Source organism: Aeromonas sp. MR7 (assembly GCF_963899385.1).
Lineage (GTDB): Bacteria > Pseudomonadota > Gammaproteobacteria > Enterobacterales > Aeromonadaceae > Aeromonas > Aeromonas bestiarum.
In genome coordinates this window covers 532,728-556,495 of the sequence record NZ_CAWQXH010000011.1, presented here as the reverse complement: position 1 = coordinate 556,495, position 23,768 = coordinate 532,728, and the positions used below count along the sequence as shown (strand labels likewise).

The following is a 23,768-nucleotide window of genomic DNA, read 5'->3' as shown; positions in this document are numbered from 1 at the left end:
GCACGAGCGAGTCCCATGACAGGCATTTTCAATACCTATTATAAGAGTGGGTGTATATTGCGGCCCTGACAAGGTCAGGGATATACCACTAGGGAGATAAACAGGGGGGATTCTTGCGCTGGATCAAACCCTTGGCGTCAAGAGAGAGAAGGGGGGCCGGTGAAAATACCCCCATTTGAGGATTGCTTATTAATCGATGGCTATTTTTTCAAGCCCACCTGAGGGTTAGCCGCCGATGGAGGCCAGATGCGGGGTCATGCCGGCATTGCCCTCGTGCAAGCGGTGAGATGCAGCCTTGCCGGTGAGGGCGGCACGAATGCGCTGTTGCAGTGCATCCTGCTGGTTGTCTGCCGCCAGCAGGTCACGCAGCTCCACCCCGTTATCACCGAACAGACACAGGTGCAGCTTGCCCACGGAGGAAACCCGCAGCCGGTTGCAACCGGCACAGAAATCCTTGCTGTAGGGCATGATGAGCCCCACGCCCCCCATTGACTCAGGATGCATGAACACCTGGGCCGGACCATCGTCCGCACCACGCAACTGCTGGACCCAGCCACTCTCGAGCAGCCGCTGCTTGATGAGGTCACCGCTGGCGTGATGGTTCTGAAACAGGGTATCCATCTCGCCGGTCTGCATCAGCTCGATGAAACGCAGCTCGATGGGCTTGTGCCTGATCCAGGCCAGAAACACATCCAGTTGATGGTCATTGAGCCCCTTGAGCAGCACCGCATTGATCTTCACCGATTTGAAGCCGGCGGCCAGCGCCGCTTCGATCCCGTCCATCACCTCCGCCAGTTTGTTCTCACCGGTGATCTGGTGAAACTGACGGGGATCCAGACTGTCGACGCTGACGTTGAGGGCGGTGAGGCCCGCATCGAACCACTCCTGGGCGCGCTCTTTCAAGCGGTAGCCATTGGTGGTCATGGCCACCTTCTCTATGCCAGGGGTATTGGCCACCGTCTCTATGATGGCGGTGAAGTCCCGGCGCAGGGAGGGCTCGCCTCCGGTCAGGCGCACCTTGCGGGTGCCCATGGCGGCGAAGCCCGAGACAATGCGGCGGATCTCGTCCAGCGAGAGAAACGACTTGCGCCCCTCTTTGTTCCCGTCCGGAGGACGATAGCCGTCGGGCAAACAGTAGGTACAACGAAAATTGCACACATCGGTAACCGACAGGCGCAAATAATAAAAACGACGGGAAAAACCATCTTGCAGTGGCGACATAAACACCTTTCCAAATACGGGAGGCCAGGGCATTTCTTTCCTGACCCTTACAGCTCGAACATCGGCTGACGGCGGTTTTCCCTTATCGCAAGGACTTAGGCAAAACAGCTCGGAGTTCATCTAGTTTTTCGATGCTAGCACAAGTTGGAGTACACTCCCATGCTACTTTGTGGGGTTATTGTCTGATGCGAAGGAAGACGATCAGCATGGGAAAGTGGTTCAAAGTGCATTCGGTCAGCAGCGCCATCGGGCGCTCCATGGTGCTCATTCTGTTCATGGCGAGCCTGATCGCCGTGGTGGCCATGGTGACCCTGTTCTACTCGGTGCCCGATGCCAAGGCGATCAACCTCTCGGGTTCGCTGCGAATGCAGGCCTACCGCATGGCCTACGAGATAGAGCAGGGCCAACCCGTGCTGGGACGACTCGATCAGTTTGAACAGACGCTGCATGCGGCCGAGTTGCAGGAGACCCAGCGCTGGATCACCCCTGCCTCCCTGCGCCGCACCTATGGCGAGGTGTTGCTGCAATGGCAGGTGATGCGCGAGCACATCGAGAATGCCACCCCCAGACGCTACACAGACAACACTGAGCAGTTTGTGGCGGCCATCGACGACTTCGTCAACCAGATGCAGTACCACGTGGAGTTCAAGGTGCGCATGCTGGCGCTGGCGGAGGGGCTGGGACTGCTCTCCATCATCACCATCGCCTGGTTTACCGTGCGGTTTACCCGCCAGCAGGTGGTGGCACCACTCAACCAGCTGGTCTATTGTGCCCGCCAGATCCAGCGCCAGGAGTTCGATCTCACCCTGCCCCCCCATTGCGAGAACGAGCTGGGGGAGTTGTCGGGTGCCTTCGTCACCATGGCCGACGAGCTGGGCAAGCTTTATCGGGAGCTGGAGAGCAAGGTGGAAGAGAAGACCGCCAAGCTGCAGCAGGCCAACGACACCCTCTCCTTCCTCTACAGCACAGCCCAGAAGCTGCATGCGGCGCCGCTGAGCCGGCGCACCCTGCTCAAGCTGCTGGAGCGGGCCGCGGCCCATCAGCACATAGACCACATACGGCTGACCCGCTTCGAACACAACGCCATGCCGGACTACATCACGGGGCGCAAGGGCTGGCCCGGCGATCTCGACTCAGTGGTGAGCTTTCATCTGCAGATGGATGAGCAGGAGTACGGCCGGCTTGACGTGATCAGCAGCCACCCCATAGACGAGCGGCTGATGAAGAACTTCTCCATGCTGCTGGCCCAGGTGCTGCACAAGGATCAGACCCTGCTGCAACATCAGCGGCTGTTGCTGATGGAAGAGAGAGCCGTCATCGCCCGCGAGCTGCACGACTCGCTGGCCCAGGCGCTCTCCTATCTCAAGATCCAGTCCACCCTGCTCAAACGCGCCTTCGCCAAGGGGGAATCCGCCAAGACAGAGGCCGCCATGCAACAGATCGACGAGGGGCTCAGCAGCGCCTATACCCAGTTGCGCGAGCTGCTCGGCACCTTCCGCCTCAGCATAGGTGACGCCAATCTGGGGGAAGCCATCAAGGTGATGCTGGAACAGCTCAAGCCACAGACCCAGGCCGAGATCGGGCTCCATTACGGTCTGGCCGATACGGATCTGGAGGCGGGCCAGCATATCCATATCCTGCAGCTGATCCGTGAGGCAGTGCTCAACGCCATCAAACATGCCAACGCGCAAGTGATTGATGTTAGCTGTGAGACCCTCGCCAATGGTAACATTCAGGTTCAGATTTCAGATGACGGTGTTGGAATAGGGATCGCAAGCTCGGCGGTCAATCACTATGGCCTTAGCATCATGAATGAGCGTGCCAGCAAGTTACATGGTCTGCTGACCATCAGCGAGCAGCCGCCCAGAGGCACCTGCGTACATCTGACCTTTCCCACCAGCCTAACAAGAGATGCCTGATGGACGAGATGAAATATAGTGTTCTGGTCGTGGATGACCATCCCCTCATGCGCAAAGGGATTGTGCAATTGCTGGCCCTGGAAGAGAACATAGAGGTGGTCGGTGAAGCGTCCAACGGCACCGACGCCGTCGCCATGGCCAAAGAGTCCGAACCGGATCTGATCCTGCTCGACCTCAACATGAAAGGCCTCTCAGGTCTGGATACCCTCAAGGCGCTGCGCACCGAAGAGGTCACCTCCCGGGTGGTGATCCTGACCGTCTCGGATGCCCGCCAGGATGTGGTCGCCCTGCTCAAGGCCGGCGCCGATGGTTATCTGCTCAAGGATACCGAGCCAGAGATGCTGCTCGCCCAGCTGGCGGACGTGATGACCGGCAAGCAGATCCTGAGCGAGCCGCTGCGCCCCTACCTCGAGAACATCTACGAGCTGGATCATCTGCAGCAGAAGCTGGAGAGCCTGACCCGTCGCGAGATGCAGATCCTGCGCGAGATTGCCAAGGGCCTCTCCAACAAACAGGTCGCCTCCGTGCTCCATATTTCCGAGGGCACGGTCAAGGTACACGTGAAGAGTCTGCTGAAGAAACTCGAGGCCCAGAGCCGCGTCGAAGCGGCCGTCATGTACCTGGAGCAGCGTAACTAACGCGCTGGCAGAGGTGGATGAACGCATTCAACAGAGCACTTTGTTGCGCTCTATGCACATGCCTTGATCAGCTTGAGAGGAAAAACCAAAGCCCCGCATCGTCGGGGCTTTCCTTATCTACGCAAAACCCGGCCGATCCCCTTTGCCCCCACAACAAGCGAGATGCGCGACCACACACTCCCGCTTGTGTGGAAGCGGAATTCACCCGCCGATTCACCGCATCCGTCACTGCGGCGCACTTCTATCTTCTCGCTTCTCGAACCGGGCTCCCCTGCCTGCTCGCACCTTGTACTCAGGCCAGCGACGCGGCTTGCACGCCGCCGCAACGGCCATGCGCATTTTGCACTTGGCTCTTTGCAAGATGCGATGCGCTTCAATTCAGGACGCAAAGAGAGCGGGGGGCGAGTACTCAGGATCCGGCCGTATTCAGCTGACTACGGGCTCACCTTGGAAAAAAAGATAAAAATATAAATATCTGATTATTAATAAATTTCAGACTCAATTTGGAGACTAACCCCCCCATTCCGGGGCCTTTTTCATCCTCTGGCACAGTCGCTGCATTGTCCTATTCAGCAACTACTCAATGGAGGACGGAACATGAAACTTCAACCCTTGGCATTGTTCCCCTTGCCTTCCCACATACTGCCTGGTGGCAAGCTTCCGCTGCGTTTGTTTGAACCGCGCCACCTGCAGATGCTCAAAGAGTCATTCATCAATGACCAGGGTTTCGGCATAGTGATGGAAGAGGCGACCACCACGGGCAAGTCCGGGCGCATACTGCCGGTCGGCACCCGGGTGAAGGTGACCGATTTCTACACCCTGAATGACGGCCTGCTCGGCGTCACTGTGCTCGGCATGGAACGTTTCTGCATCCATGAGATGGAAACGGACGAGATGGGATTGCGCCGGGCCAAGGTCGAAGCGCTGCCCAACTGGCCGAGCGCCCATTCAGACTTCAGTGACAAACCGCTGGTCACCCGGCTGCGGGAAGTGTTCGAGCAGTATCCGGAGCTCGATGAGCTCTACCCGGACAAACAGTTTGACGATGCAGCCTGGCTCTGCCAACGCTGGCTCGAAATTCTGCCCATGCCCATCTACGAAAAACAGATGTTGATTGCCAAACAAAATAGCGAAGCGGCCCGTCAATTCTTGCGCCGACTGATCGCACAGTGAGTCAAAGAGAACATTGCAAAATGCGAATATTCCCACAATGAAAATAAGAATTTCGCATTTTGCAAACGGCGGTGATCGATAAAAAGCAATAACAGAGCCGCAAGCCGCATAAACAGGTTCTGAAAAGTTGGCACGACTTTTTCATATAGAATCGTACAACCCGATTTATCCCGTGCTCTCTTCAGTATTTGCTGAAGAATTGGTCAACCACCCAGGTTGACCATTTTTTTACCTGCGATCCGGCAACACTGGGCTGATATGGCGCTGCAGGCACTCTCTCAGTCGCATCAGGCTGATGGGCTTGGCCAGAAAATCATCCATTCCCTGGGCCAGACAACGGGCCCTGTCTTCGGCCATGGCATTGGCCGTCAAGGCCACTATGGGCACCTTGCAGCCCAGTTCTCGCAAGCGGCGAGTCGCCTCCAGCCCATCCATCTGCGGCATCCGCATGTCCATCAGGATGAGATCCGGCTGCTGCTCCGCCACCTGGGCCAGCGCCTCCAGGCCATTGGCCGCGAGCCGCACCCGGCTCACCAGTTTTTGCAGCATGAGGGACACCACCAGCTGGTTGACCGGGCTGTCTTCCACCACCAGCACATCCAGATCCTGAATGGGCAATTGATCCGGCTCGGGCCGGCTGCTGCACTCACACGGCAGCGCCATGCCGGGCAGCTCGAACCAGAAGCAGCTGCCCTGGCCGGGCGCGCTCTGCAGGCGGATCTCCCCGCCCATCAGCTCCACCAGCCGTTTGCTGATGGCCAGCCCCAGTCCGGTCCCGGAGAAACGGCGGGTCGCCGAGCTGTCGACTTGGGAGAAGGGCTCGAACAGGAGCGCCTGATCCTCGGCCGAGATGCCGATCCCGGTATCGGTCACCGACACCCGCAGCCGTTGCTCGTGCCAGTCCAGTTGCAGCAAGACGCTGCCCTGGCTGGTGAACTTCACCGCGTTGCCGAGCAGGTTGCTGATCACCTGTGACAGCCGCACAGGATCCCCCTGCAACTGGGGCGGAACCGCCTCATCCACCCGCCAGCGCAGGGCTATGCCCTTGCTCCTGGCGCGCTCTTGCAGCGGTTCGATCAGAGATTGGCACAGCTGGGTGGGGAGCAGGGTCTCGCAGTGAAATTCCAGGGTATGAGATTCGATTTTCGAGAAATCGAGCACATCGTCGATGATGGTCTGCAGCAGACGGGCCGAGTGGGTGGCATGTCCGAGCAGGGTCTGCTGCTGAGGCTCGAGCTGGGCATGTTGCAACAGATCCAGCATGCCCAGCACCGCATTCATGGGGGAGCGGATCTCGTGGGTCATCATGGCCAGGAACTGCGACTTGGCACGGTTGGCCGCCTCGGCCTCATCCCGTGCCCGGGCCAGCTCCTGCTCGCGGCGGATCTGGTTGCCCACATCCCGCGCCGTGCCCCGATAGCCGATGAAGACACCGGCGGCGTCAAAGCAGGGCTCGGCGTTGATCTCCATCCAGCAGGGGCCCCTGGCCAGGCTGACCTGGGCCCGCACCGCCCGCACCGGCAGATGCAGCTCGATGAGACGACGGTACTTGCCCCACTCGGGATCCCGCCGATCATAGACGTAATCGTAGAGGCTCTGACCGGGTGGATGCGCTTTCACATCCCCCTGATAGCCGGGCGCCGACACATAGCTGAGCCTGTGTTCCGTGTCCGTCTCCCAGAACCAGTCGGAGGCCATGCCGGCGAAGCTGCGAAAACGCTGCTCGCTGGTCTGCAGCGCCAGCGTCTTGAGCTCGACCTGCTCCTGCAAGCGGGCCCGATAGGCGATGTTGACCAGCGCCTGGGAGATGAGCGGACGGCAGCGTTGCATCGCCGCCTTGCTCTTGAGATCGAAGGTGCCCATCACGGCATGACGGCAGATGAGGACGCCGGAGAAACCGGGGGCGCGCAACCCCGTCATCATGACGCTGGCCCAGCCGGCCACATCGGCCAGTGGCGCCAGCTCGGGCAACTGGGTCGGGTCATAGATGACCAGGGTCTCCCCCTCGATGGCGCGAGAGAAGAGCGGGGTCAGCTGCCAGCGGCGCCCCACCTCGCCATCCTGGGTACTGAGGTGGGTGATGCCACCACCAGCTTCCCAGGCCACCACATCCGCATGTTCGAAACCGATGAAGGGCTTGAGCGCCTGGATGAGGCTGTCCAGCACCTGCTCCAGGGTCTGGGCATCGGCCAGCGTCGCGACCCCGCACAGCAGGGTCTGCGACTCCTGGCGGTACTTGGCCTCGCGTTCCCGACAACGCACCAGCTCCACCAGCGTGGTCTGCAGCTTGTCACCCAGGGCTTCCAATTCCGTATTACCTATCATCTTGTTTCCAGCGCCATATATCAGCTGTCGAGGAAGATCACGCTCGATACCATCAGGTTGCCGTGTGCCAGCTCACCGTGGGGCAGACGCCCCTGCTCACCGAAAGTGAACGGGGTAATGAAGGGGATCTCCCCCAGCCGGGTGTGAAATTGATCGACGAATTGGCATAAGCTATCACCAAGAGCCAAGCGACAACCAGCACAAAAGATCACTAGGGCCCCGAACGGCTGCATCTCGGCGGTCATGCCGTACTCGGGTTCGATGCGGGTCGCATTCAGACTGCGCTGCAGCAAGCCTTCCTGACTGCTGTACATCAACAGCAGCCGCTCGCCGAGCCGGGTATCGGTGAAGAGGCGCAATCCGCCACCTTCTGTCACCGCCTCGGGATGAGATAGCTTGTAGTAGGGCATGTCGTCCAGGGTGCCCACCTGGCGGGCCAGCGGCGAGAGGGTGGTATCCCGCAGTATGGGCCCCACAGGCCAGGCAGTGGTTCGTCCGGTCCAGCGAGCGTAGACCTCGGCGGCGGGCTCATGATCTATGGTGAGGATCTCGCGCCCCGCCAGGGCGGTAATGGTGCCGCGGTGCTCGGTCGGGACATAGCCAGAATGAAACTGGAACGCCAGCTGGCAATCGGGATAGAGCACCGCCAGCACCACGCCCTCGCGGGCACAGCCCTCATCCCAGCACAGCTGCCAATCGCCGCTGACACTGTTGTCGGCCGCCGAGCCTCCCACGACAGGGACGGTCGTTCCCAGCTCGGCTTCGATGCTGGCCAGCATCGCCTCCTCCTGACCCGGGCTGGCGTGCAACAGTATGAGCTGAGGCAGCTCGCCGGGACGCCCGCCATCGGCGATGGCGGCGCGCAACAGCTGGCGAATATCCACCTCATCCCCCGCCTGCCCCGCCACCCCATAGGCTCCCTTGTCATCGTAGAGGGCGGCCACCGCCAGCCCTATCCCCTGACGGGCGTGGTGGCCAACCTGGGTCATGACGCCGCCGCAGGAGCTGCACCCTATCAACCGGGTCGTCGGAAACTGCTGCTTGAGGTGATTGCGCAGTTCCTCGGCATCATGAGCTTGGGTAAAATAGACCAATAACAGCGAAGGGGAATGGGGCGATTGAGCGAGCAGCCGCTTACTGACCTGCCGGGCAGCCAGCAGGGAGGTCTCTTCAAGAGAGTGAGCCGTCAGAAAGTTCAACACCATCTCCTAGTTGTTCATGATGCTGGGGGTAAGCAAAAATCATACCTTTATCAAACAATTATCTGATTTCATCGGCTAGAATGGCCCTCAATTGAGCCCAACCACAGGACGGCTGCATGTGGCAGAAAAACATCAATGACTTTGACCGGGTCGTCGCCATCGGTGGCGGCCACGGCATGGGCCGCGTGCTCTCTTCACTCTCGTTTCTCGGCCAGCGGCTGACCGGCATAGTCGCCACAACGGACGATGGCGGATCCACTGGACGCCTGCGCAAGAGCCAGGAGTGTATCGCCTGGGGAGATCTGCGCAACTGCCTCAATCAGCTGGTGACGGATCCAAGTATCGGCAGTCTGTTGTTTGAATATCGCTTCGCCGGCCGCGGTGAGCTGGCGGGTCACAACCTCGGCAACCTGATGCTGCTGGCGCTCGACAACCTCTGCGTACGCCCTCTTGATGCTATCAAGCTCATCAGTGACATGCTGAAAATAGAGTCACAATTGTTACCCATGTCAGAATTTCCCACCGACCTGTGCGCCCACACCGTCTGTGGCAAGCAGATCCTGGGAGAGGTCTCCATCGATCAGCTCGATACGCCACCGCTCTCCCTGAGTCTGAGCCCGGAAGTACCAGCGACTCGCGAGGCGGTGCAGGCGCTGGCTCAGGCCGACATGATTATACTCGGGCCCGGCAGCTTCCTCACCTCCATCATGCCGCCCCTGCTGCTGGCCGAGGTGGCGCAAGCCATCAATGAGAGCGATGCCATGCTGGTGTTCATCTGCAATCTGGTAGCCGAGAATGGCCCCGCCAGTCAGCTGAGTCTGATCAACCAATGGCGCTGGCTGGAGTCACGGGTCGGTACGGGTCGTGTCGATGCCATTCTGGCGCCCACAGGGGAGTATCCGGCCGAGTTGGCCAGTCGCCTGATCCAGGCCGAGCTGGGTGAAGCCGAGCTCCCCCATCGCCACGACAGACTGAAACTCAAGCTGGCGCTGGATCGGGTGATCCAGCAACTGGTCAATCAACGCTGATGGCAGCTACGCGCAGCGGTGAACCGGCTGGTTCCCCGCTGTGCAGCAAGCTCAGTGGTAGTTGGCAAGGTGAGAGAGCACCTGGGGCAGGGATTGCTCCAGCTGGGTCAGCAGCCGGGCGACGTCATCGGCATCTTCATGCTTGCAGGCCAGCTCCAATGCCACCACCTGCTGGTAGCTGAGCTGGGCGCCGTAGCTGCCGCAGGAGGATTTCATGCTGTGGGCAAGCCGCGCCAGCGCAGGCCAGTCCCGCCGTTCATAGAGCGGTCGCAGCTGGGCGAGCTGCTCCCCCACTTCCTCGATAAACACCGAGATCACCACCGGCATCATCTCCTGGCCTATGTCTTCCGCCAGCTGTCGCAGCACCTTCTGATCCAACCATTCCATCCCTCAGTCCTCATTTGGCGGTATTCAAACAGAACATACTATAGATGCCCGGCGCGACAGCGTCATCCCTCACCCACCTTCTGCTTGTCGACCGGCGAACGGCCGCAAAACGAAAAGTGTGATCCGGTTCTAGTAATGTGGCGATAGGCAGGTCGGATTGAAACATAAATGTTGCCAACAAATTAACATTTAAATAACAATGGAGGCCGTGAGAATGATGCGACTCAGCAACACCTCTCTCATCCCTTTTGCCTGTATGGCTGCTGCGAAGAACCAGGGTAGGATTCTACCCTGGTATTTTTTTATATTTAAATCAGATGATTACCGATCCTGACTGCCGCATACGCGCTCACCTAGCCGAAACAGGCTGAACTCGCCGGGCGCCATCCTGACCCAATCTTCATTGCCGGTCAGCGGACGGGTCGCGATCAGGGTCACCACGTCATCCGGGGTCGTCTCACTCTGGAAATCGATGGCCACATCTTCATCCAGCAGCCTGGCCTCGCCAAATGGCGCCCGCCGGGTAAGCCAGTGCAGGTTGTTGCTGCAATAGGTCATCACAAATTCCCCATCCGACAGCAGCATGTTGAATACCCCGAGTCCGCGCAACTCGTCGCACAGGGTGGCCAGATGGCGAAACATGGCAGGGAAGTTGGCGGGACGCTTGGGATATTTCTGCTCCAGCCGGTTGAGCAGCCAGCAAAATGCGTGCTCGCTGTCGGTGTCCCCCACCGGGCGGTGCCGCCCGGTGGCGAGTCGCTTGTAACCGGTCAGCTGGCCATTGTGGGCGAAGGTCCAGTAGCGGCCCCACAGTTCACGGGTGAACGGATGGGTATTTTCCAGCGACACGCAGCCGCGGTTCGCCTGCCGGATATGACTGACCACGGCGCGGCTCTTGATGGGCAACGCCTGTACCAGCTTGGCTATCGGTGACTGGGCACTGGGCTCGGGATCCTTGAAGGTGCGAAACCCCCTCCCCTCATAGAAGGTGATCCCCCAACCATCCTTGTGTGGCCCCGTCTTGCCGCCGCGCAGCATCAGACCGGTAAAGCTGAAGCAGATGTCGGTCGGCACATTGGCACTCATGCCGAGCAGTTCGCACATAAGCAGCGGACTCCTTAATTACTGGGCCATCTTTTTCAATCAGCGGGACCAGCCTGATGCGAAGCACCCCTGCCGATCCCGCCGCTTATCGGACAGGCACAACCGGGACATGGCCTGGCGAGGCTCGCACATCCCGGCTGAACATGCAGCCTTACTTGGCCATCTCTTTTTCGACCAGCTGGATCAGGATATGGATCACCTTGATGTGCACTTCCTGAATGCGGTCGGCATAGCCAAAGTGCGGCACCCGGATTTCGACGTCGGCCAGACCCGCCATCTTGCCACCATCCTTGCCGGTCAGCGCGATCACCTTCATGCCTTTGGCATGGGCGGCTTCGATGGCCTTGAGGATGTTGCCTGAGTTGCCGCTGGTGGAAATACCGAGCAGCACGTCACCACGACGGCCGACCGCTTCCACATAACGGGAGAACACATAGTCGTAGCCAAAGTCGTTGGAGACGCAGGAGAGGTGGCTGGGATCCGAGATGGCGATGCCGGCATAACCGGGACGGTTCTCGCGATAGCGGCCGGTCAGCTCTTCGGCAAAATGCATGGCATCGCAGTGGGAGCCCCCGTTGCCACAGGAGAGCACCTTGCCTTCCTGCTTGAAGGAGTCGGCGAGCAGCCTAGCGGCGGCTTCAATGTTTTTCAGATTCTGCTCATCTGCCAGGAACGCCTGGAGCACGCCGGCAGCTTCGGTCAATTCATTGCGGATCAGTTCTTGGTACATGATGTCTCTTCCAAAATATGGGCGATGTCATTGTCGCACAAGCCAATCCCGGAGTCGCCCCCCCGCCCGTCAAGATGCCGCCTGCAGGACGTTATGCCGATCACAGAGCCAAGGTAACAAGCTTGTAAACAGCTTGATAAGTTTGTGCGTATGAATTACAACAGGGGCCATATCCAACAGGTCAGACCTCTGGATCAGCTAACCCACTTCTCACCCAACTTCGGCAACTCATGCAAGGAGCGAAAAATGACGACGACCCTCACTCTGCTCGGGGTGATCCTGGTGATCGGCGCCATGGCTTATCGCCGGGCGTCTCTGTTCACATCCACGCTTGCCACGGCCGCCGCCCTGGTCGCCGGCACATTCTATGGCCATGTCCCCCTGCTGGTGTGGGCACTGTTCGCCGTGATTGCCATCCCCCTCAATCTGGTGGATTTTCGCCGCAATCAGCTGACCAAGCCGCTGTTCAAGCTCTACAAGTCCATCATGCCGGAGATGTCCCGCACCGAGAAGGAAGCCATCGAAGCGGGCACCACCTGGTGGGAAGCCGATCTGTTTGCCGGCAACCCGAACTGGAAGAAGCTGCACGCCATCCCTGTCAGCGTGCTGTCAGCCGAAGAGCAAGCCTTCATGGACGGTCCGGTTGAAGAAGTGTGCCGCATGGTCAACGACTGGGAAGTGACCCACGAGCGGGCCGATCTCTCCCCCGAGGTGTGGCAATACCTGAAGGACAACAAGTTCTTCGCCATGATCATCAAGAAGAAATACGGTGGTCTGGAATTCTCCGCCTATGCCCAGTCCTGCGTACTGCAAAAACTGTGTGGCGCCAGCGCCGTGCTGGCTTCCACCGTGGGCGTGCCCAACTCGCTCGGCCCGGGTGAGCTGCTGCAGCACTACGGCACCGATGAGCAGAAAGACCACTACCTGCCCCGTCTGGCAATCGGCAAGGAGATCCCCTGCTTCGCGCTGACCAGCCCGGAAGCGGGTTCAGACGCAGGCTCCATCCCCGATTTCGGTATCATCTGCAAGGGTGAATGGGAAGGGGAAGAGGTGCTCGGAATGCGGCTGACCTGGAACAAGCGCTACATCACGCTCGCACCCATCGCCACCGTACTGGGCCTGGCCTTCAAGCTGCGCGACCCGGATCACCTGCTGGGTGAAGACGAGGAGCTGGGGATCACCTGTGCACTGATCCCGACCCACATCAAGGGGGTCGAGATCGGTCGCCGCCACTTCCCGCTCAACGTGCCGTTCCAGAATGGCCCGACCCGTGGCGACAATGTGTTCGTGCCGCTCGATTTCATCATAGGTGGCCCGGCCATGGCCGGTCAGGGCTGGCGCATGCTGGTCGAATGCCTCTCGGTTGGCCGCGGCATCACGCTGCCCTCCAACAGCACGGGCGGCGTCAAGATGCTGGCCCTGGCGACCGGCGCCTACAGCCGCATCCGTCGCCAGTTCAAGCTGCCCATCGGCAAGATGGAAGGCATTGAAGAGCCGCTGGCCCGTCTCGGTGGCAACGCCTACATCATGGGCGCCGCCGCCAACCTGACGGTGACCGGCATCGACCTGGGGGAAAAACCCTCGGTCATCTCCGCCATCGTCAAATACCACCTCACCGACCGGGCCCAGAAGTGCATCATAGATGCCATGGACATCCACGGCGGCAAGGCCATCTGCATGGGCCCCAACAACTATCTGGCCCGTGGCTATCAGGGTGCGCCCATCGCCGTCACGGTAGAGGGTGCCAACATCCTGACCCGCAGCATGATCATCTACGGTCAGGGCGCCATTCGCTGCCACCCTTATGTGTTGCCGGAGATGCTGGCCGCCAGCCACCCTGACAAGGATCAGGCGCTGAAGGATTTTGACAAGGCGATGTTCAGTCACGTCGGTTTTGCCATCAGCAATCTGGTGCGCAGCTTCTGGCTGGGCCTGACCGGTGCCCGCCTTGCGCCCGCACCGTTCAAGGATCAGACCAAGGGCTACTACCAGCAACTCTCCCGCCTCTCTGCCAACCTGGCCTTCCTGTCAGACATGGCGATGGGCACCCTGGGCGGCGAGCTCAAGCGCAAGGAGCGGGTCTCCGCCCGCCTGGGCGATGTGCTGAGTCAGCTCTATCTGGCTTCGAGTGCCCTCAAGCGTTATCAGGATGAGGGTCGTCAGCAGGCGGATCTGCCGCTGCTGCACTGGGCGCTACAGGATGCCATGTTCAAGGCGCAAGAGGCGATCGACGAGCTGCTGCGCAACTTCCCGAACCGCTGGATTGGCTTGGCCCTGCGCGTCATAGTGCTGCCCCTTGGCCGTGACATGAAGCGCCCGAGCGACAAGCTGGACAGCCAGGTTGCCCGTCTGCTGCAGACGCCGAGCGAGACCCGCAGCCGTCTGGCCATGGGCCAGTATCTGACCCGCGAAGAGGGCAACCCCTTCGGTCTGCTGGAACAGGCTCTCGATGACGTGCTCTCTGCCGAACCGCTGTTTGAGAAAGTATGCAAGGCTGACGGTATCAAGCGTCCGTTTATGCAGCTGAACAAGGTGGCGGATGCAGGTCTGGCACTGGGAGTGCTCAACCAGACCGAGGCTGACTTGCTGCGCCGTGCCGAAGAGAGCCGCCTGAGCACCATCAACGTCGATGATTTTGACCCCATCGATCTGGTTGCCAACAAGGCCCTGTTCGAGCCATCGGCCTATCACAGAGCAGCCTGACCCACAGGAAAATAGTCAAACGCCTCCCATGTGGAGGCGTTTTTTATGGGCCTGGATCACGATGACAACAAAGAGATTTCACAGATCAAATTTTATTTCCCAATAAGTTTCCTATCCTTAGTGAAGCAGTTAATGTAAGCACAGGATCCCAAACAGGATTGCATGATGGATGACCAAATCCTGATTATTGACGATGACGATCTGCCCCTTCTCGATAACCAGCAGGCTGGATGGAAGGTGATGATTGTGGACGATGAACCCGAAGTGCATCGCATCACCAAGATCACCCTGAGCAAGTTTGAATTCGATAACAAACCCATTGAATTTTTGCATGCTTATTCAGCCGCGCAGGCCAAGGAGTTGCTCGCCAAGACCCCGGATGTAGCCTTGTTGCTGCTCGACGTCGTCATGGAAGTCGATCACGCCGGTCTCGATGTGGTCAAGTTCGTGCGCGAGGATCTGCAGAACAAGATGGTGCGCATAGTGCTGCGGACCGGACAACCGGGTCAGGCGCCGGAAGATGATGTGGTCACCAACTACGACATCAACGATTACAAGGACAAGACAGAGCTCACCTCCCAGAAGCTGCGGACCCTGCTGCGGGCCAGCCTGCGTTCATACCGCGATATTCGTACCCTGGAGAGCAATCGCCAGGGGCTGGAGAAGGTCATCGAGGCCTCCAAGGGGATCTTCGAGAAACGGGCGCTGCGCCAGTTTGTCGAAGGAGCTCAGGAGCAGCTCGGTGCCCTGCTCAATCTGGAAGAGTCCCAGATCTATGATGTAAAGCAGTTTGCCTACGAGGTGCGGGATCAGATCCTGGAGCCCCTGCTGCCTGGCCATCCGTCCGTGCGGCTGGTCGATGCCCCCCTGATCTTGCGCCAGGCCATGGCCAATCGCGCCAACGTCTATGACGGCAACCAGATGGTGCTCTACTGCCAGAATCCCCGTCATCACCTGCTGTTTCATATCGAGACGACCCGCCATCTCAGCCAGATGGACACGGGCCTGCTGAGCCTGTTTACCGAAAACATCATAGTGGCGCTGGAAAATATCCGGCTCAACGAGGTCATCGCCGACAACCAGCGCGAGATCATCTACCGCATCGGTGAGCTGGTGGAGACCCGCTCCAAAGAGTCTGGCCTGCACGTCAAGCGGGTCGCCCTCTACACAGAGCTGTTCTGCCAGTTGCTCGGCATGAGCGAAGAGCAGAGCGAGCTCATCAAGCGCGCCTCTCCCCTGCATGACATCGGCAAGGTGGGGATCCCGGATGCCATCCTCCACAAGCCGGGCAAGCTGACCCCGGAAGAGTGGGAGATCATGAAGACCCACGCCCAGCTGGGGCAGGACATGCTCTCCGGCAGCGATCTGGCGCTGTTCCAGATAGGCGCCACCATAGCCGGCAACCACCATGAGAAATGGAATGGCAGCGGCTATCCCCGCGGCCTCAAGGGCGATTCAATACCGCTCGAAGGGCGAGTGGTGGCGCTGGCCGACGTGTTCGATGCCCTGGGCTCGGATCGCTGCTACAAGAAGGCGTGGCCATTGGACAAGGTACTGGCGCTGATTGAAGAGGAGAAGGGACAGCACTTCGATCCCCAGCTGGTGGAGCTGATGCTGGCCAATCTGGACAAATTCCTCGAGATCCGCGATCAGCACAAGGATATCTACGTCGGGGATCACTGATCCTCCCTCACCCCGACTGGCCAACCGCTACACATGAAAAAGCCGCCTCAACAGGGCGGCTTTTTCATTCAAGGCAAACTCTTACTGCTCAGGCAGGTTCAAGTCCAGTTTGGCCTCGGATTTGGCCCCCTCATTCTCTGCCTTCTGCGCAGCCATCGCCTTTTGCAATGCCCGGCGTTTTTGCAGCAGGATGAACCCAACCCCGCCGAGCAGAGTCACCAGGATACCGACACCGCCCAGCAACCAGAACAGCCAGCCGCTGCTCTCTTTCTCCTCAAATTTCACCTGATCGGGTACGGCTGCCGAAGCAGCGGACGCGGCCGAAGGGGGCGGCGCCAGCACGGGGAAGATGTTGAATGACTTGACCGGCAGAGTGACCTGGATCTCGCGGCCCAGGCGGGTGGTCCCGAACAGGGTGGCGGTCACGTCATACTGGCCCACCTCCTTGATGACGGAGAGATCGACCTCCACCCTGGGCTCGGTCGCCACCGCGCTGAACGCCATGCTGGCCCCTACGGTATTGGTTGCCTTGCCCTTGATGATCACGGAGGCGGGATCCAGCTCATCGCCGTCAATCAGGAAGGAGAGCCGGGCACCGTACTCTTTCGACGGCGCCGCCAGGGTATAACCGACCGGTAGCGGGTAGATCAGCACATCCTGATAGCGGGCGCGCGAGAAGACCTGATTGCCGGTGCTGTAGAGCGCTCTGTATTTGCCGGCCGGGACATCCAGTACCGCCTTGGCGGTCATGATGCCATCACCCGGCACCTCGTCGAGCCCCTTGCCATCATCGCGATAGTGGCCGAGCACCTCATCCAGAATGGGCTCGCCCTGCTGCTTGGCATCGTTGAAGCGCTGCAGCTTCACCGTCATGCCGAGATCCGTGAGGTAGTAACCCTCCTTGGGCGGGGCATCGTCGATCAGCAACCAGGACTTGAGCTTGACGATTTCTCCCTGATAGAGCTGGGTCGGCAGCAGATCGGTTTCCAGCTTGATGTTCGACAGGATGCGCACCCTGTTTTCAGGATCCACCTCGCCGATGGCCTGCCAGGGACCCGGCATGGGGTCACGGATGGTGATGAGATCCTGATCCTTGAGCGCCAGCCAGCCCACCTCGGGCGGCGTCACCTTGCCGACATACAACTTGCTGCCATCGGGCCGCACCAGGATCACCGAAGGGGTGCCCGGCTTGCGCGTCACTATGAAGGTGATCTCCTTCACCCCGTAATCGATGCGAAAGCGATTATCGAGCAGGGGAATGTCGGAGGGGGCAAACACCTCGTTGGCCCCGGCCGTCAGCGAGGTCAGCAGCAGCAGGCCGCTCCATAGCTTGCTCATTGCCGCCACAGGCAGGCTCCTCCTTTCTTCTGGACCAGATCCAGCCTCGCCTCATGCACGGCTTCGATGTCGGCGCCGGCACGCACGACCTTGAGTGGCGGACGGTTGCTCTCCAGTCGACGGATGCTGGTGTCCTGATTGCGCTCGTTCTCCTGGCTTTCGGTGGCCAGGTTCAGCTTGGTCTGGCCACCCGTCATCAGCAGGTAAACGTCGGCCAGGATCTCCGCATCGAGCAAAGCCCCGTGCAAGGTCCGGTGGGAGTTGTCTATGCCGTAGCGATCGCACAGCACATCCAGGTTGTTGCGTTTGCCCGGGAAGAGATCCCGCGCCATCGCCAGGGTATCTGTGATGCTGCAGATATCCTTGGTCTTGAAGTTGAGTCCGAGCTTGCCGAACTCGTAGTCCATGAAGCTCACGTCAAAGGGCGCGTTGTGGGCGATAAGCTCGGCGCCACGGATGAACTCGATGAAGTCGTTGGCGATCTGGCTGAACGGGGGCTTGTCGACCAGGAAGGCATCCGTGATGCCGTGCACCTGGATGGCCTCGGGATCCACCAGCCGATCCGGCTTGATATAGACGTGGTAGTGATTGCCGGTCAGCTTGCGGTTGATCACCTCCACACAGCCGATCTCTATGATGCGGTGTCCCAGATAGATGGGGCCACCGGCGGTATTCATACCTGTGGTTTCAGTATCCAGAATGATCTGGCGATTCAGTTGGGGTGTGTTCATGATCCAATCTATGTCAAACTTCGGCCTTACCCGCTAGTTTACCCCAAGACTCATGCTAAAAAAGATCGATTGCTCATGTTAAAACACATTGATTTATACACGGATGGTTCCTGCCTAGGCAATCCTGGCCCGGGTGGCTATGGTGCCGTCCTGGTCTATGGCGATCACCGCAAGGAGATTTCCGGTGGTTTTCGGCTGACCACCAATAACCGGATGGAGCTGATGGCCGCCATCATGGGGCTGCGCACCCTCAATGCGGCCTGCCAAGTACGGCTCACCACCGACAGCCAGTATGTGCGCCAGGGGATCACCCAGTGGATCATCGGCTGGAAGAAGAAGGGATGGATGACCTCAAACCGTCAGCCGGTCAAGAACGTCGATCTCTGGAAGGAGCTGGATGCGGAAGTGGCCCGCCATCAGATCGAGTGGCTCTGGGTCAAGGGACACTCGGGTCACCCCGAGAATGAACGCTGCGATGAGCTGGCGCGCGATGCCGCCAGTGGCAAGCAGCTCGCCGAAGACACCGGCTATCAACCCTGATCCCACCTGTCAAAGGGTGACGAGCGTCTTTGACCAGAGCGGTCGCGAGTTGTTCGTCTTGGATATGGGTTACCAGCCCTGACGCGCCATGCCCGGTGCCGCTATCGACTCAGGCAAACGCCAGCGACGGCGCACCGGGATGAGTGGAAAACGCCGCTTGCGCGCGGCTATCACATAGACAGATGCAAAGGGTCTGAAGTAATCCCGCCCCACACTCTCCCGCCACCAGCCGATCCGGCTCTGCTTGCTCATGAACGAATAGCCGAAGCGCTCATCAAACATCACCTCGCAACCGAGCAGTTGCAACCAGTCGGTGACCCGCGCCGGGGTGAACATGCGAGCCGACCAGGGCAGATGTTGACGCAGGAAAGGCAGACAATGACCGATACCGACCAGACTAAGCGGGTTATAGCCGCTGACGATGAGCCAGCCATCGTCGGTCAGCACACGTTCGGCTTCACGCAGCACCTGGTGGGGGTCGGGCGAGAAATCGAGACAATGGGCGAGCAGACAGGCATCCACGCTGCCAGTTCGCACCGGCAAGGCCAGTGGATCGCCCTGGATATCCAGCAGCCGACCACTGGTCGCCACCCCTATCTGGTGGCGGATGGAAGAGCAGCCACAGGAGAGCTCGGCGCTCAGGGCGCCGACTTTAAGCAGATGATAACCAAACAGATGTGGGCACCAGCTGTCGAGCCGCTCCTGGATCTCGGCCGCCACCCAGTCCCCCATGGGTAACGCCGACCAGCTGGTCGGGATCTCGATTTGTTGTTCGGTACGTGCCAACTGCATAATAGGGCTCAACTTGGGGTTCGAACGCCATCCAGTTATATAAGATACCCTCCATAAAGAGAAGCAGACTCATGTATCCAGTGATCACAGTTCCAGCCTTTAACGACAACTACATCTGGTTGATCCGACACGAAAATCACTGTCTGGTAGTCGACCCTGGCGATGCGGCCCCCGTGCTGGAGCGGCTGGCGGTGCTGGAGCTGCAACTCGACGCCATCCTGCTGACTCACCACCACCAGGATCATGTGGGCGGCGTCACCGCCCTGCTCACTCACTTCCCCCATGCAAGACTCTATGGCCCCAAACATGATCCCATGCCCGATCACCACGGTCAGTGGCTCGATGACGGGGATCAGATCAACTGGCATGGCCTGAGCCTGGATGTTATCCACGTACCAGGCCATACCCGTGGTCACATCGCCTACCACGGCCATGGCATGCTGTTCTGTGGTGATACCCTCTTCTCCGCCGGTTGCGGTCGCCTGTTCGAAGGGACCCCGGCCCAGATGCATGACTCGCTGCAACGGCTCGCCGCCCTGCCCGACGACACTCTCATCTATTGTGCCCATGAGTACACCCTCTCCAACCTGCGTTTCGCCTACGCGGTCGAGCCCGACAACAGGGCGATCCAGCAGCGGATCGGGCTGATCAGCAAACTGCGCCAGCAGGGCCTGCCGAGTCTCCCCTCCCGGCTGGGTGATGAGCGTGAGTTCAACGTTTTTCTGCGCTGCGAACAGGATTCCGTGAAATTTTCTGCTGAGAAACACGCCTTAAAATGCTTGGAAAATCCAGAGGATACCTTCGCCGTGCTACGCAGCTGGAAGGACGTTTTTTGAACAAACCTTGATCAGGGGGCCATTGCCCCTTATGATGCCAGCTGTTTTTCAAGAGATGACCTGAGCGAGATGAAGGTACGAACGGCCTTATTGGCGGCGCTGTTTCTCAGCGGCTGCCAAAACCTGAGCCATCAGGATGACCGGGCGCTAACGGCAATCGAGCCGATCAAGTCCCCCCAAGTCAACAAAAAAGCGTATAAAAAACATTCTGCGCGCTTCCTGTTTGGTGACGAACAGATAGACGAACTGGATGACACCGAGAACCTGTGGGTGCGTATCAGCGATGATATGCAGTTTGATCCGCAGGAGAACGACCGTGTCCGCCAGCAGCGCGATTGGTTACTACGCAATGATAAGCATCTGGCGACCATTGCCAGCCGGGCTGAGCCCTACCTGTATCTGATGGTAGAGGAAATCGAACGGCGTGAGCTGCCAATGGAGCTTATTACCATCCCCATGATCGAGAGCATGTTCGATCCCCACGCCCGCTCCCGCAGCAATGCGGTCGGTCTGTGGCAATTCGTCCCTGCGACCGGCAAGAACTTCGGCCTGCGCCACGACAGCTGGTATGACGGCCGCCGCGATGTATTGGCTTCCACCAATGCCGCGCTGGATTATCTGGAGTACCTGAACCGCTTCTTTGATGGTGACTGGCTGCAAACGCTGGCCGCCTACAATGCCGGTGAAGGGCGCGTGCGCAATGCCATAGTCCGCAATCAGAAGGCCGGTCGTCCAACCGACTACTGGTCCCTCGATCTGCCCCGTGAGACCCGGATGTATGTGCCCAAGATCCTGGCCATGGCTGACATGATCCGCAACGCGGACAAATACAATGTCACCCTGCCGGTACTGGCCAACAAACCGCAGCTGCGGGTGGTCAACACCGGGGGCCAGATCGATTTGAACGTGGCCGCCCAGCTGGCGGGTCTGCGCCCGGCCCAGTTGAAAGAGGTCAATCCGGCCCTGAGCCGCTGGTCGACCTCGCCTCAGGGCCCCTATCGCCTGCTGGTACCGGTCGAATATGCCGATACCCTGGAACTGGCCCTGGCCGATCTGCCCCAGAGCGAGCGCATCCGCACCCGCTCCTATCAGGTCACCAGTGGCGATACCCTCTCCCGCATCGCCCAGAATCACGGGGTGAGCGTGCAACAGCTCAAGCTGGCCAACAACCTGAGTGGCAACAACCTGCGCCGTGGCCAGACCCTGATGATCCCGACCGGTGGCAGCAAACAGGTCACCAGTCAGGCAGCCCAGAGCAAGTCGCAGCAGATTGCCAGTCGCAGCGGCAGCAAGATCCAGTACAAGGTGCGTTCCGGTGACAATCTCTGGAGCATCAGCCAGGCACACGGGGTGACCCATGATCAGCTGGCCAAGTGGAACGGTCTTAACGCCAGGTCGGCCCTGAAACCCGGCATGAAGCTGGTGGTCTGGCCCAAGCAGGGCAAGAGCAGCAACAAGTCCATGGTCTATCAGGTTCGTCGGGGGGATTCCCTCTCCTCCATCGCCGCCCGCTTCCAGGTCGCCGTGATGGATGTGATGCGCTGGAATCAGCTCGGCAAGAGCGACTACCTCAAGCCGGGTCAGGAACTGACCCTGTTCGTGAAGAACAACAGCTGAGCCGCCGTCACTTCATAAAAAAACACCCCGCCAAGTGCGGGGTGTTTTTTTATCGATGCCGACTGCTGGTGCAGCCGCGGGCCATCAGGGAGTGATGGCCTGGGCCGCGAAACGCGCCATGATGGGATTGTGATCCGAGGCATCGGTCGCCGGGCTGCTCACTTCCACCAGGTCCAGATTGCGGTAGTAGAGGTGATCCAGCGGACGGCCAAACGCGGTACGGCGCAGATCCGGCACCGGAATGGCTTCCTGCAGCCCCAGCTCGCCCACCAGCTTGTTCAGCCAGAATTCGCGCTTGTCGCTCCAGGTGTTGAAATCCCCCGCCAGAATGACAGGGCCCTGATGGCGATGGATGAGGGCGGTCAGATCATTGAGCTGCTCGCGGAAGGTAGCCATGCCCAGTTCGAAGTTGACCGCATGCAGGTTCACCACCAGTACACCGTCAGGATCGCCCTGCAAGGGGTACAGGCTGACCAGACCGGACTTGGGAATGCGTAGCAGAGGCTCTGGCGAACGAACGCCGCAGACGAAGGCCTGTGGCGTTTTGGCGACCGTCATGACGCCAAACGAGACGCCACCCTGGGTGAACGCCTGCAACTGTTGCCACTGGAACTCACCGGCCTTGAGCCACGCCAGCATGTCCGGGCGGGTCGCCGACTCCTGCAGCAGCACCAGATCCTGGGATTTTGCATACTCGTCCAGCCCCTCGCGCCAGTTTTTACGCTGACCCTTGTAGAGGTTCCAGACGGTGATGCCAAACTCGCGGGGCAAGGCGGTGGACGCCAGCGCTACCAGCGGCGGCTTCTGGCAATTGACGCCGGGAATGATGCCCTGCGCCGTCACCAGATGATCCTGATCCGGCACCTCGAAACAGCCGACCAACCCCAACGTCAGCAGCGACGTTCCCAGAATGCGATAACTATTTTTCATTGGCTAACAACCACCTGCCTCTGCATTGTGTCATGACCATCACAAATGTCATCGCAGCCGACTAGGCTAATGATTCGTGTCCGGCCCGGCGCATCCAGAAGGAATTCAACGATGGCGAGACAGCACCAGTACCGCGTGACATTCTATGATCAACAAGGAAATTGTCATCAAGTGGAGCTTTCCACCGTCTATCAGATCAGACGGGATCCCCAGTGCGATCTCTGCCTGTTCGACACTGAGCAGTGTGTCGGCTCGGAAGAGATGCTGGAACGCATGATACGGCAAAAAACCGGCTTTGAGCAGGAAATATCCATCATCAACGCCCGGCTGATCTGAGCCGGATCAGACTGGAACCGGGCGGGATTTGCCCTGATCGTCGATGGCGACGTAGGTGAAAATCCCCTCGGTCACGCAGTAACGCTGGGCTTCGTTTGCACGCAGCACCGGCTTGACCCAGACCTCCAGTTTAAGGCGCATGGAGCTGCGCCCAATCTTCAGGCAACACCCGTAGCAGCACACCACATCGCCTACCTTGACCGGGCTGTGAAAGGTCATGCCCTCGACGGAAACGGTACAAATACGTCCTTTTGCCAGCTCCTTGGCCATGATGCCCCCACCTATATCCATCTGGGACATGATCCAGCCCCCGAAGATGTCGCCATTGGGGTTGGTATCGGCTGGCATTGCCAGGGTTCTCAGCAACAGCTCCCCATCGGGGTGACGTCTTGTATCTACCATCATTACCGCTCTCTCTATCATGGATGGCGGCATGATAGGGGGCGAGCCCCGCCTTGGCAAACCTCAATTGCCCGCCGTGCCAAGCCATTGGAGTCGCCTGTGCCCCACCGCCATGCCACCCCATAGAACCGGG

At 59.5% G+C, this 23,768-nt stretch carries 21 protein-coding genes and 1 riboswitch; of the genes, 10 read left to right on the top strand and 11 right to left on the bottom strand.

Translation table 11 applies throughout. The annotated features are described in order from the left end of the window. Positions 1-225: 225 nt before the first annotated feature. Positions 226-1,221: a GTP 3',8-cyclase MoaA gene (gene moaA / locus AACW87_RS07520; RefSeq protein ID WP_241324618.1), complete on the bottom strand. Its 996-nt coding sequence runs from the start codon at positions 1,219-1,221 to the stop codon at positions 226-228. Continuing rightward, positions 1,209-1,348, bottom strand: a riboswitch (molybdenum cofactor riboswitch). (Overlaps the previous gene by 13 nt.) Positions 1,349-1,427: 79 nt before the next feature. On the opposite strand from moaA, the gene narQ reads away from it, so the two are divergent. The 3 genes from narQ to AACW87_RS07505 all read left to right on the top strand — a co-directional run bounded on the left by narQ (position 1,428) and on the right by AACW87_RS07505 (position 4,951). Beyond that, complete coding sequence (gene narQ, locus AACW87_RS07515) at positions 1,428-3,140, top strand: nitrate/nitrite two-component system sensor histidine kinase NarQ (RefSeq protein ID WP_043138475.1); 1,713 nt, start codon at positions 1,428-1,430, stop codon at positions 3,138-3,140. Next, entirely contained in the window at positions 3,140-3,778 is a 639-nt protein-coding gene (narL, locus tag AACW87_RS07510; RefSeq protein WP_011705476.1) for a two-component system response regulator NarL, read from the top strand. The genes narQ and narL overlap by 1 nt, the downstream gene beginning before the upstream one ends. A 597-nt stretch (positions 3,779-4,375) precedes the next feature. Continuing rightward, positions 4,376-4,951, top strand: coding sequence for an LON peptidase substrate-binding domain-containing protein (locus tag AACW87_RS07505; RefSeq protein WP_042872396.1), 576 nt, complete (start codon positions 4,376-4,378; stop codon positions 4,949-4,951). Positions 4,952-5,179: 228 nt separating this feature from the next. Here the strand turns inward: AACW87_RS07505 and AACW87_RS07500 are convergent, their stop codons facing one another. Together AACW87_RS07500 and AACW87_RS07495 are read right to left on the bottom strand one after the other, a co-directional pair. Next, the gene (locus tag AACW87_RS07500; protein ID WP_043138478.1) at positions 5,180-7,276 is read right to left on the bottom strand and encodes a hybrid sensor histidine kinase/response regulator; all 2,097 of its coding nucleotides are present in this window, start codon (positions 7,274-7,276) and stop codon (positions 5,180-5,182) included. 20 nt (positions 7,277-7,296) lie between these two features. Then, entirely contained in the window at positions 7,297-8,481 is a 1,185-nt protein-coding gene (locus AACW87_RS07495) for an FIST signal transduction protein (protein WP_241324617.1), read from the bottom strand. A 113-nt stretch (positions 8,482-8,594) separates the two neighbouring features. Between AACW87_RS07495 and AACW87_RS07490 the strand changes: the two genes are divergently transcribed. Continuing rightward, the gene (locus tag AACW87_RS07490; RefSeq protein WP_043138482.1) at positions 8,595-9,506 is read left to right on the top strand and encodes a gluconeogenesis factor YvcK family protein; all 912 of its coding nucleotides are present in this window, start codon (positions 8,595-8,597) and stop codon (positions 9,504-9,506) included. A gap of 51 nt (positions 9,507-9,557) precedes the next feature. On the opposite strand, the gene AACW87_RS07485 is transcribed toward AACW87_RS07490, so the two are convergent. The 3 genes from AACW87_RS07485 to lpcA all read right to left on the bottom strand — a co-directional run bounded on the left by AACW87_RS07485 (position 9,558) and on the right by lpcA (position 11,727). Continuing rightward, the gene (locus tag AACW87_RS07485) at positions 9,558-9,893 is read right to left on the bottom strand and encodes an Hpt domain-containing protein (RefSeq protein ID WP_043138484.1); all 336 of its coding nucleotides are present in this window, start codon (positions 9,891-9,893) and stop codon (positions 9,558-9,560) included. Between the two features lie 321 nt (positions 9,894-10,214). Further along, positions 10,215-10,997: a class II glutamine amidotransferase gene (locus AACW87_RS07480; RefSeq protein WP_042872409.1), complete on the bottom strand. Its 783-nt coding sequence runs from the start codon at positions 10,995-10,997 to the stop codon at positions 10,215-10,217. A 151-nt stretch (positions 10,998-11,148) separates the two neighbouring features. Next, complete coding sequence (lpcA, locus tag AACW87_RS07475) at positions 11,149-11,727, bottom strand: D-sedoheptulose 7-phosphate isomerase (protein ID WP_042872411.1); 579 nt, start codon at positions 11,725-11,727, stop codon at positions 11,149-11,151. A 246-nt stretch (positions 11,728-11,973) separates the two neighbouring features. Here lpcA and fadE point away from each other — a divergent pair, with 246 nt between their 5' ends. Beyond that, positions 11,974-14,430 carry an acyl-CoA dehydrogenase FadE gene (gene fadE / locus AACW87_RS07470; RefSeq protein ID WP_241324616.1) on the top strand — a complete coding sequence of 819 codons (2,457 nt, stop codon included), beginning with the start codon at positions 11,974-11,976 and terminating at the stop codon, positions 14,428-14,430. Between the two features lie 165 nt (positions 14,431-14,595). Then, positions 14,596-16,113, top strand: coding sequence for an HD domain-containing phosphohydrolase (locus tag AACW87_RS07465; protein ID WP_241324615.1), 1,518 nt, complete (start codon positions 14,596-14,598; stop codon positions 16,111-16,113). An 81-nt stretch (positions 16,114-16,194) separates the two neighbouring features. Here the strand turns inward: AACW87_RS07465 and AACW87_RS07460 are convergent, their stop codons facing one another. Continuing rightward, a complete protein-coding gene (locus AACW87_RS07460) occupies positions 16,195-17,451 on the bottom strand; it encodes a TIGR03503 family protein (protein ID WP_043138491.1) in 1,257 nt (418 codons plus the stop codon). Continuing rightward, positions 17,448-18,182, bottom strand: coding sequence for a DNA polymerase III subunit epsilon (gene dnaQ, locus AACW87_RS07455; protein WP_042034628.1), 735 nt, complete (start codon positions 18,180-18,182; stop codon positions 17,448-17,450). The genes AACW87_RS07460 and dnaQ overlap by 4 nt, the downstream gene beginning before the upstream one ends. 75 nt (positions 18,183-18,257) lie before the next feature. Between dnaQ and rnhA the strand changes: the two genes are divergently transcribed. Further along, positions 18,258-18,722, top strand: coding sequence for a ribonuclease HI (gene rnhA, locus AACW87_RS07450; protein ID WP_042872419.1), 465 nt, complete (start codon positions 18,258-18,260; stop codon positions 18,720-18,722). Positions 18,723-18,791: 69 nt separating this feature from the next. Here the strand turns inward: rnhA and AACW87_RS07445 are convergent, their stop codons facing one another. Continuing rightward, entirely contained in the window at positions 18,792-19,514 is a 723-nt protein-coding gene (locus tag AACW87_RS07445) for a class I SAM-dependent methyltransferase (protein ID WP_043138495.1), read from the bottom strand. A 71-nt stretch (positions 19,515-19,585) separates the two neighbouring features. Here AACW87_RS07445 and gloB point away from each other — a divergent pair, with 71 nt between their 5' ends. Both gloB and AACW87_RS07435 read left to right on the top strand, forming a co-directional pair. After that, positions 19,586-20,350 carry a hydroxyacylglutathione hydrolase gene (gene gloB, locus AACW87_RS07440; protein ID WP_241324614.1) on the top strand — a complete coding sequence of 255 codons (765 nt, stop codon included), beginning with the start codon at positions 19,586-19,588 and terminating at the stop codon, positions 20,348-20,350. 69 nt (positions 20,351-20,419) lie between these two features. Then, entirely contained in the window at positions 20,420-21,967 is a 1,548-nt protein-coding gene (locus AACW87_RS07435) for a lytic transglycosylase (protein WP_103471912.1), read from the top strand. An 84-nt stretch (positions 21,968-22,051) separates the two neighbouring features. Here the strand turns inward: AACW87_RS07435 and AACW87_RS07430 are convergent, their stop codons facing one another. Continuing rightward, complete coding sequence (locus AACW87_RS07430) at positions 22,052-22,897, bottom strand: endonuclease/exonuclease/phosphatase family protein (RefSeq protein WP_042872428.1); 846 nt, start codon at positions 22,895-22,897, stop codon at positions 22,052-22,054. Between the two features lie 111 nt (positions 22,898-23,008). Between AACW87_RS07430 and AACW87_RS07425 the strand changes: the two genes are divergently transcribed. Further along, positions 23,009-23,233, top strand: coding sequence for a hypothetical protein (locus AACW87_RS07425; RefSeq protein WP_042872430.1), 225 nt, complete (start codon positions 23,009-23,011; stop codon positions 23,231-23,233). Positions 23,234-23,239: 6 nt separating this feature from the next. Here the strand turns inward: AACW87_RS07425 and yciA are convergent, their stop codons facing one another. After that, positions 23,240-23,638, bottom strand: coding sequence for an acyl-CoA thioester hydrolase YciA (yciA, locus tag AACW87_RS07420; protein ID WP_241324613.1), 399 nt, complete (start codon positions 23,636-23,638; stop codon positions 23,240-23,242). Positions 23,639-23,768: the final 130 nt, after the last annotated feature.

What these genes read in the sequence shown, in the direction of transcription:
- AACW87_RS07435 (WP_103471912.1), top strand. Translation starts at nt 20,420, where the DNA reads ATGAAGGTACGAACGGCCTTATTGGCGGCGCTGTTTCTCAGCGGCTGC.
- AACW87_RS07445 (WP_043138495.1), bottom strand. Translation starts at nt 19,514, where the DNA reads ATGCAGTTGGCACGTACCGAACAACAAATCGAGATCCCGACCAGCTGG.
- AACW87_RS07460 (WP_043138491.1), bottom strand. Translation starts at nt 17,451, where the DNA reads ATGAGCAAGCTATGGAGCGGCCTGCTGCTGCTGACCTCGCTGACGGCC.
- AACW87_RS07485 (WP_043138484.1), bottom strand. Translation starts at nt 9,893, where the DNA reads ATGGAATGGTTGGATCAGAAGGTGCTGCGACAGCTGGCGGAAGACATA.
- AACW87_RS07505 (WP_042872396.1), top strand. Translation starts at nt 4,376, where the DNA reads ATGAAACTTCAACCCTTGGCATTGTTCCCCTTGCCTTCCCACATACTG.
- narQ (WP_043138475.1), top strand. Translation starts at nt 1,428, where the DNA reads ATGGGAAAGTGGTTCAAAGTGCATTCGGTCAGCAGCGCCATCGGGCGC.
- AACW87_RS07425 (WP_042872430.1), top strand. Translation starts at nt 23,009, where the DNA reads ATGGCGAGACAGCACCAGTACCGCGTGACATTCTATGATCAACAAGGA.
- rnhA (WP_042872419.1), top strand. Translation starts at nt 18,258, where the DNA reads ATGTTAAAACACATTGATTTATACACGGATGGTTCCTGCCTAGGCAAT.
- moaA (WP_241324618.1), bottom strand. Translation starts at nt 1,221, where the DNA reads ATGTCGCCACTGCAAGATGGTTTTTCCCGTCGTTTTTATTATTTGCGC.
- lpcA (WP_042872411.1), bottom strand. Translation starts at nt 11,727, where the DNA reads ATGTACCAAGAACTGATCCGCAATGAATTGACCGAAGCTGCCGGCGTG.
- yciA (WP_241324613.1), bottom strand. Translation starts at nt 23,638, where the DNA reads ATGATGGTAGATACAAGACGTCACCCCGATGGGGAGCTGTTGCTGAGA.
- dnaQ (WP_042034628.1), bottom strand. Translation starts at nt 18,182, where the DNA reads ATGAACACACCCCAACTGAATCGCCAGATCATTCTGGATACTGAAACC.
- AACW87_RS07500 (WP_043138478.1), bottom strand. Translation starts at nt 7,276, where the DNA reads ATGATAGGTAATACGGAATTGGAAGCCCTGGGTGACAAGCTGCAGACC.
- AACW87_RS07480 (WP_042872409.1), bottom strand. Translation starts at nt 10,997, where the DNA reads ATGTGCGAACTGCTCGGCATGAGTGCCAATGTGCCGACCGACATCTGC.
- gloB (WP_241324614.1), top strand. Translation starts at nt 19,586, where the DNA reads ATGTATCCAGTGATCACAGTTCCAGCCTTTAACGACAACTACATCTGG.
- AACW87_RS07430 (WP_042872428.1), bottom strand. Translation starts at nt 22,897, where the DNA reads ATGAAAAATAGTTATCGCATTCTGGGAACGTCGCTGCTGACGTTGGGG.
- AACW87_RS07490 (WP_043138482.1), top strand. Translation starts at nt 8,595, where the DNA reads ATGTGGCAGAAAAACATCAATGACTTTGACCGGGTCGTCGCCATCGGT.
- narL (WP_011705476.1), top strand. Translation starts at nt 3,140, where the DNA reads ATGGACGAGATGAAATATAGTGTTCTGGTCGTGGATGACCATCCCCTC.
- AACW87_RS07465 (WP_241324615.1), top strand. Translation starts at nt 14,596, where the DNA reads ATGGATGACCAAATCCTGATTATTGACGATGACGATCTGCCCCTTCTC.
- AACW87_RS07495 (WP_241324617.1), bottom strand. Translation starts at nt 8,481, where the DNA reads ATGGTGTTGAACTTTCTGACGGCTCACTCTCTTGAAGAGACCTCCCTG.
- fadE (WP_241324616.1), top strand. Translation starts at nt 11,974, where the DNA reads ATGACGACGACCCTCACTCTGCTCGGGGTGATCCTGGTGATCGGCGCC.